Annotated in this window: 1 protein-coding gene; it reads right to left on the bottom strand. The window is 40.0% G+C overall.

Translation table 11 applies throughout. The annotated features are described in order from the left end of the window. Window positions 1–155: 155 nt before the first annotated feature. Window positions 156–602 (bottom strand): tRNA pseudouridine synthase A (locus FK530_RS27600; protein WP_500487579.1); only part of this gene is annotated, 447 nt, incomplete at its 5' end.

Raw genomic sequence — 602 nt, 5'->3', positions numbered from 1 at the left:
TTGTACTAATTCCTGTTAAAACTGTCTTCTGTTTCATTTTAGTTCCTTTATCGCAAATTAGAATAAGCAATTGAGAGATTTGAGATGGACCGCTCCATTGCTGTAATAACAATTCCTAACTAATAATACTCTATTTTGAGACTTAAATTTTGATACTATGCAATCGACATTTTTGTCGTAAGAGATAATTGTGGCATCAGAGCCGTAGGATATTCCACATGGTAGAGATGTAAACCTTGCGGGGGCACTGTCATTCCCCCTTTTGTCCGATCCCGACTCTCTAAGACTTGTTGAGGATAAATGATCTTCTCTTTCCCTAATCCGACTTCAAGAAGCGTTCCTACAATATTTCTGACCATATTGTGTAAAAAGGCATTTGCTTTTAATTCAATCTCAATAAGTGGCCCATTCTGTTGGAAGGTGATGTGATGGATATTTCGAAAAGGGGTTGTTGCTTGGCACTCTGATGAGCGGAAAGCAGAAAAGTCATGCTCCCCGATTAAGGCTTGAGCGGATTGCTCCATCCTTATCACATCTAACGGATGGTAGCACCAGAGACTCTGAGTTCTAAGAAGAGGGCTACGATAGGGATGATTGTAGAT

It is taken from the genome of Tsukamurella conjunctivitidis (assembly GCF_007858475.1).
Classification (GTDB): domain Bacteria; phylum Actinomycetota; class Actinomycetes; order Mycobacteriales; family Mycobacteriaceae; genus Tsukamurella; species Tsukamurella conjunctivitidis.
This window is presented reverse-complemented; position numbering and strand designations above follow the sequence as displayed.